Source organism: Nocardiopsis lucentensis DSM 44048, from assembly GCF_000341125.1.
Taxonomy (GTDB): domain Bacteria; phylum Actinomycetota; class Actinomycetes; order Streptosporangiales; family Streptosporangiaceae; genus Nocardiopsis; species Nocardiopsis lucentensis.
In genome coordinates, this window is the sequence record NZ_ANBC01000457.1 from 1 (window position 1) to 7,329 (window position 7,329).

The 7,329-nt window shown below is 70.7% G+C and carries 4 protein-coding genes; 3 read left to right on the plus strand and 1 reads right to left on the minus strand.

What is annotated here, in order from left to right; all coding sequences use genetic code 11:
• Positions 1-81: 81 nt before the first annotated feature.
• The 3 genes from gcl to D471_RS34660 all read left to right on the plus strand — a co-directional run bounded on the left by gcl (position 82) and on the right by D471_RS34660 (position 6,145).
• Complete coding sequence (gene gcl, locus D471_RS0116105; protein WP_017599575.1) at positions 82-1,797, plus strand: glyoxylate carboligase; 1,716 nt, start codon at positions 82-84, stop codon at positions 1,795-1,797.
• A 334-nt stretch (positions 1,798-2,131) separates the two neighbouring features.
• Positions 2,132-3,832: a 2-isopropylmalate synthase gene (gene leuA, locus D471_RS0116110; RefSeq protein WP_017599576.1), complete on the plus strand. Its 1,701-nt coding sequence runs from the start codon at positions 2,132-2,134 to the stop codon at positions 3,830-3,832.
• A 105-nt stretch (positions 3,833-3,937) separates the two neighbouring features.
• Entirely contained in the window at positions 3,938-6,145 is a 2,208-nt protein-coding gene (locus D471_RS34660) for a TerD family protein (RefSeq protein ID WP_017599577.1), read from the plus strand.
• A 457-nt stretch (positions 6,146-6,602) separates the two neighbouring features.
• Here D471_RS34660 and D471_RS0116120 read toward each other — a convergent pair.
• The coding region (locus D471_RS0116120; protein WP_017599578.1) for a CAP domain-containing protein at positions 6,603-7,329 on the minus strand (727 nt) is incomplete at its 5' end.

A 7,329-nucleotide genomic window follows, 5' to 3' on the forward strand; every position in this document is an offset into this window, starting at 1 on the left:
GGCGGCCTCGGGTGTTGGCCGCACCCTGGGTCCCGCCGGCGGAATCCGTCAACCCCCCTAGCACTGAAGGGTTCGCTTCAAATGGTACAGATGCCCGCGATGAACGCTGTCATCGAGGTCCTCAAGGACGAAGGCGTGGACACCGCGTTCGGTTGCCCCGGCGCCGCCATCCTGCCCCTCTACAAGGCGATGGAGGACGTCGGTGGCATCGAGCACCTGACCGTCCGCCACGAGGAGGGCGCCACCCACATGGCGGACGGGTGGTCGCGCACCACCGGCAAGGTGGGTGTGGCCATCGGCACCTCCGGCCCCGCCGGCACCAACATGATCACCGGCCTGTACACGGCGATGGCGGACTCCGTCCCGATCGTCTGCATCACCGGCCAGGCCATGACCTCCCTCCTGGACAAGGAGGGCTTCCAGGCGGTCGACATCGTCGAGATCGCCAAGCCCGTCACCAAGTGGGCCGTGCAGATCAGGGAGGCGGCCACCGCACCCTGGATCTTCCGCGAGGCCTTCCGCGTCGCCCAGGAGGGCCGTCCCGGTCCCGTCCTGGTCGACATCCCGCTGGACGTCGCCAAGCAGGTCATCGAGTACGACCCCGCCATCGACGCCCCGCTGAGGATCAACTCCGTCGAGCCGCACCAGCCGCGCGTCGAGCGCGCCCTGGACATGCTCCTGGCCGCCGAGCGCCCGCTGCTGCTGGCCGGCGGCGGTGTGATCCTGTCCGAGGCCTCCGAGGAGCTCAAGGAACTCGCCGAGTACCTGAACGTCCCCGTCCAGGTCACGCTGATGGGCAAGGGCTCCTTCGACGAGGACAGCCCGCTGTACTCCGGCATGACCGGTGTCCAGACCTCCCAGCGCTACGGCAACGCCTCCTTCCTGGAGTCGGACCTGGTCCTGGCGGTCGGCGCGCGCTTCGGCGACCGCCACACCGGCCAGATCGACGTCTACCGGGGCGACCGCACGTTCATCCACGTCGACATCGAGCCCACCCAGATCGGCCGGGTCTTCGAGCCGGACCTGGGCGTGGTCTCCGACGCCAAGCTGTTCCTGTCCGCGCTCCTGGAGGCCGCCAAGGCCCGGGGCGAGAAGGCCGAGGTCCAGCCGTGGGTCGACCGCGTCGGTGAACTCAAGCGGACCATGACCCGCCGCGAGGACTTCGACAGCGTGCCGATCAAGGCGCCGCGCGTCTACAAGGAGATCAACGAGGTCTTCGACGCCGACACCTACTTCGTCACCGCGATCGGCCTCTACCAGATCTGGGGTGGTCAGCACCAGAAGGCCTACAAGCCGCGCCACTACCAGATCTGCGGCCAGGCGGGCCCGCTGGGCTGGGAGATCCCGGCCGCCATCGGCGTCAAGAAGGCGCTCAAGAACACCGAGCCGGACGCCGAGGTCGTCGGCATCGTCGGCGACTACGGCTTCCAGTACATGGTCGAAGAGCTGGCCGTCGCCGCCCAGTACAACGTCCCGTACGTGATCATCATGATCAACAACGAGTACCTGGGCCTCATCCGCCAGGCCTCGATCCCGTACGAGATGAACTACCAGGTCGACATCCACTACGACGAGTTCGGCACCGACAACGTCAAGATCATGGAGGCCTACGGCTGCTCCGGCCGCCGGGTCGCCGACCCGAACGACATCCGGGAGTCCCTGGAGTGGGCGCGCAAGGAGGCCAAGGCCACCTCGCGTCCGGTCCTGGTCGAGATCATGATCGAGCGCGAGGCCAACACGCCGCACGGACCCTCGATCGACGCGGTCAAGGAGTTCGAGCCCCTGCCGGAGGCCTGAGCCTCCAGGGGCCCGTCCCCTCCGGGGAATGAACAGACGGGCGTCGCGGTCGTAGTGAACGGGGTACGGCCGCGACGCCGCCATTCTCAGACGACGCCGCTGTTTCCATTGACGGAGGGGACCAGGTCACGCGACACGTGTCCCAGAATGTGGACGCCGGGTACCAGCATTCCGGAACACTCTGCTAGCGTGACGACCACTATGCTGCGCGAGCTGCTTCTCCTTAGTGGCCGCGGCGGGGGTCGTTAGACGGTCGGCTCCCTCGCCGCGGGACTTCGGCTTGCCCTGGTCGGCCACTGACCTCACGCCAGCACATCCTTCGAGGAGACACCCGATGGTGCCGCAGCAGCAGCCCAGCTCCATGCCCTTCCAGCGTTACCAGCCCTTCAAGCCGGTCGACCTGCCCGACCGCACGTGGCCGTCCAGGACCATCACCGAGGCGCCCCGGTGGCTGTCCACGGACCTGCGCGACGGCAACCAGTCGCTGATCGAGCCGATGGACAACGCGCGCAAGCGCGAGATGTTCGAACTGCTGGTCAAGATGGGCTACAAGGAGATCGAGGTCGGCTTCCCCGCCGCCAGCCAGACCGACTTCGACTTCGTCCGGTCCCTGATCGAGGACGACCTGATCCCCGACGACGTCCAGATCTCCGTGCTGACCCAGGCCCGCGAGGACCTGATCGAGCGCACCGTACAGAGCCTGGTCGGCGCCAAGCGCTCCACCGTGCACCTGTACAACGCCACCGCCCCGACCTTCCGCCGCGTGGTCTTTCGCGTCGACCGCGACCAGTGCAAGGACATCGCCGTCGAGGGCACCCGGCACGTCATGCGCTTCGCCGAGCAGTACCTGGGCGAGACCGAGTACTTCGGCTACGAGTACTCGCCCGAGATCTTCGTCGACACCGAACTGGACTTCGCCCTGGAGGTCTGCGAGGCGGTCATGGACGTCTGGCGGCCGGGCCCGGGCCGCGAGATCATCCTGAACCTGCCCGCCACGGTCGAGCGCGCCACCCCCAACGTCTACGCGGACCAGATCGAGTGGATGAGCCGCAACCTGACCCGCCGCGAGCACGTGGTGGTGTCGGTCCACCCGCACAACGACCGCGGCACCGGCGTGGCCTCCGCCGAACTGGCCGTCATGGCCGGGGCCGACCGCGTCGAGGGCTGCCTGTTCGGACACGGCGAGCGCACCGGCAACGTCTGCCTGGTCACCCTGGGCCTGAACCTGTTCAGCCAGGGCGTGGACCCCCGGATCGACTTCTCCGACATCGACGAGATCCGCCGCACCGTCGAGCACTGCACCCAGCTGCCCGTGGCCCCGCGCCACCCCTACGGCGGCGACCTGGTCTACACCGCCTTCTCCGGCTCCCACCAGGACGCCATCAAGAAGGGCTTCACCGCTCTGCAGGCCGAGGCCGCCGCGGCCGGCACCCCGGTCGACGAGTACCCGTGGGACGTGCCCTACCTGCCCATCGACCCCAAGGACGTGGGTCGCAACTACGAGGCGGTCATCCGCGTCAACAGCCAGTCCGGCAAGGGCGGCGTCTCCTACATCATGCAGCGCGACCACGCGCTGGACCTGCCGCGCCGCCTGCAGATCGAGTTCTCCCGGGTCATCCAGGAGCACACCGACGCCGAGGGCGGCGAGTTCGCGGGCGAGCGGATCTGGGAGATCTTCTCCGACACCTACCTGGCCGAGTCCGGTCCGGTCGCGGTCCTGGCCCACCGGTCCACCACCGCCGAGGACGGCACGTACCGGATCGAGGCCGACGCCCGCGTCAACGGCGAGATCCGCGAGCTGACCGGCACCGGCAACGGCCCGATCTCGGCGTTCTGCGACGCCCTGACCGACGTCGACGTCAAGGTCCGCGTCATGGACTACGTCGAGCACTCGCTGGGCGGGGACGGCGACGCCCGGGCCGCCGCCTACGTGGAGGCCGAGATCGACGGGAACGTGGTGTGGGGCGTGGGCATCCACAACAGCATCACCACGGCCTCCCTGAAGGCCGTGTGCAGCGCCATCGGCCGCGCCTGATCCGCCTTCCGTCCGCCCCGGACACCCGCCNNNTCCGGGGCGGCTCCCGTCCCCGGACGGAAAACCCGTGGTGGATGTCGGGGGCCGATGGCACCATCTCCGGACATGGTGCACACCGAGATCATCCAGCGAACCCTCCGCGTCCCCCCGCCCACGGGTGCGCCCGGTGACGGCTCCGCCGCCACACGCCAGCTCGACGCCGCCCTGCTGTCGGCGGGCTTCGGGCTCACCGCCGAACTGCGCGCGCACCTGGCCGGACTCGAACCGGACGCCGTCACGCGCACGGCCCGGGTCGTCCTGGGCGCGGTCCGCGAGCTGGTCGGCGCGCACGTGGCGCACAACGTCTACTTCCGCGACTTCCCCGACAACGTTCCCGACACCCTGGAGTTCTGGACCGGGTGCCTGGCCGAGGCGCTCACCGCCCCCGACCACGGGGGACCGGTCGTTCTGCCCGACGGTACGGTCAACCTCCTCGACCTGCCGAGCTACGGCCGCTACCAGCACACCTACGCCGAGCTCGCCGCCTCGCGCGACGCCTTCGTCTCCTCGGCCAAGGACCGGTTCACCCTCCTGCACCTGGGCCGCACCCTGGAGGAGGAGGCCCGGGCGCTCTACGAGGAGCTGGCGGGCAGCACGGTCCCGTTGGGCGACACCGACCGATCCCTCCTGGCCAGGCTCGCCGACGAGCACGCCGAGGGGGAGCCGCCGAAGAGCATCCCGATCCGGGAGAACCGCGCCCTGGTCAACGCCGCCCGCGTCCGGGCCGGGCACGTCCCCGACGTCGACACCGCCACGGACGTGCTGCGGCTCGCCCAAGCCCTGTCCGACGGCGACCCGACGCTGGGCGAACCCGCGCGCCTGCGCTCCTTCCGCCGCCGTGAACGCAGGGCGCTGCTGGCCGCGCTGGACGGTGTGATCGCCGACCACCCCGACAAGCTCACCGACGTCGGGCGGCACACCGAGGCCTGGAAACGCCTCGGCGAGGGGCTGCACCCGCACGAGTACCCCCGGTGGAAGCACGCCCGTGAGGTGTTCGCCGTCGCGCGGGGCGACCGCCGTGTGCGCACGTTCAACGCGCGGGTCGAGGCCGCCTTCCTGGACGGGAACGTCGACCGGGCCCTCGCCCTGCTGTCCGGCCAGCCCGGTGTACTCGTGCGCACCCTGGACCGGCTCCTGGTCGCGGGAGGGCCGGGCTTTGGCGCACGGCTGGCCGGGGCGGTCCGCCAGCGCTGCGAGCGGGTCGCCGGACGGGTCCTGGTCGCGGCGCGCGAACAGCTCGCGGGCCGCGACGTCCCAGGGGTGGCGCGCCTGTTCGCCAACCAGAGCGCACGAGGCTGGACCGAGGCGGACGACCGTCCGCCGTTGCCGAAGGAGGACGTGGCCGCCGTGGTCGCGGCCCTGGACGCCTGTCTGGCCGAGCGGCTGCGCCGCTTCGACCTGGTCCTGGCCGACCCCGCCGTCCGGTCCGTCGCCGTTCCGCGCTCGGGCAAGGGCACGGCCAAGGGCATGGGAGTGCTGCCGCGCGGCACCGTCACGCCGGTGGAGGGCGACCGGCTGCGGTTCTTCGTCCACTGGCGGGACGCCCACCAGACCACGGACCTGGACCTGTCGGTGATGCTGCTCGACGACGACTTCGCCCCGGCGGGCCAGGTGTCCTGGACCAACCTCGAGGGGACCGGGATCGTCCACTCCGGGGACCTCGTGGAGGCCCCCGGCCCCGACGGAGCCACGGAGATGATCGACCTGGACCTGAACCGTGTCGAGGCCCGGCACGTGGTACCCGAGGTGCTGGTGTACAGCGGTGACCGGTTCGACTTCCTGCCCGAGGCGTTCTTCGGATACATGGACCGGGACGGTGAGCAGAGGGGCGTGCCCTTCGAACCCGCGACGGTGCGTGTGCGATCGGACCTGGAGGGCTCCGCCCGGGTCGTGGTCCCGCTGGTGTTCAGCCGGGGCGACGACGGGACGTGGTACGCCCGGTGGACGCACCTGTTCCTGCCGGGGGAGGAGCTGTTCAACCGGATCGACACCACGGGCGCGCCCGCGCGGCTGATGGCGCGCGCCGTCGTCGAGCGGACCTACCTCACCGTCGGCGACCTGCTGGACCTGATGGCCGAGAACGGCTCCGAGATCCGCGGGTACGAGGGGCCGCCCGCTCCGGAGGAGATCGAGGGGCGCCGGGTCGCCTACGTCGGCCTGGAACGCCCGGAGGGGCTGCCCGAAGGGGCCGAGGTGATCACCCAGACGGAACTGCCCGGTCTGCTGCCGGACGCCGTGGCCGAGGAGACGGGAAGCCCGGAGAAAACCGGATGACCCGCGTCGCGGCGGTGCGTTAGTCTGGCGGTCCGGGGCGGCATCTCGGGGCTTCCTTCCAAAACCGGGACTCACCGCGCCCCTTTTGAACCAGCCTCCGTGCACTCCACCCCGGCCCGGCCGTGGTTCATGGTGGTTCCGCGGCCTGGGGAGGCACTGGAGCGGCTTCCTTCTCCATTTCTATCTATAAGAACGCAGCCGTTCCGCTCTCCTCCCCAGCGCGCTTGGGACTCGTCCCCGTGGACCCCACGGGGGCGGTGAGGCCATGCCAGGGCTTCCTTCTCGCCCTCGAAGAGGGCTCCACCGCTCATGGATGAGTCCCGGCGCTCTCCTCACACCGAGGCGGGCACCGCTGTGGCTTCCTTCTGGCTCAGGACCATCAGCCGCCGCGCTCTCCCGCCGCACGCGAGCGGGCCGCACCCACGGGGGCGCGGCCCGTTCGTCGCGGGTAGGGCCGCTACTCCCAGCCGAACACCTGGGTCCAGGCGTTGTTGTGCTCGCCCACGCCGATCGCGACGAGACCGCAGTTGAGGATGTTGTCGCGGTGGTCCTTGCTGTTCATCCAGGCCTCCATCACCTGCTCGGCGCTGGTCTGGCCCTTGGCGACGTTCTCCGCGCCCCACGAGTCGTACCCGTGGCGTAGGGCCCGGTCGCCCGGTCCCTCGCCGTCCGGGTTCACGTGCGCCATGTAGTCGCGGGCGTCCATGTCCTCGCTGTGCTCCTGGGCGGCCGCCGTCAGCTGGTCGTCCACACGCAGCGGGCCGCAGCCGGCGTCGGCGCGCTCGGCGTTGACCAGTTGGACCACCTGGCCCTCGGCCGGTCCGCTCAGAGGAGCCGATGGGGCGTCGGAGCTCCCGTTCCCACCGCCGCCGGAACCCTCCCGTTCCGAATCGCCCTCGGAGCCGTCCTGTGTGTCCGAGTCCGCTCCGCCGTCGGCCCCTCCGGTCGCCGCGGGGGCCGTGGCCTGGGCGGTCGCGGTCCCGGCGGAGTCGGCACGCTCGGTCTCCTCTGGTGTCGTGGCCGGGGCCTCGAAGAAGTCGTCGTCGGTCGCCGCGTCGGGGGCGGCGGAGTCGTCCGCGACGGCGCTCCCGATCTGCCCGGCGGGGGAGGGGGAGGCGTCGGCCGAACCCGACGGGTCCAGCCGATCGCCCAGGTCGGTGACCAGGAGCGCTCCGGCCAGGGTC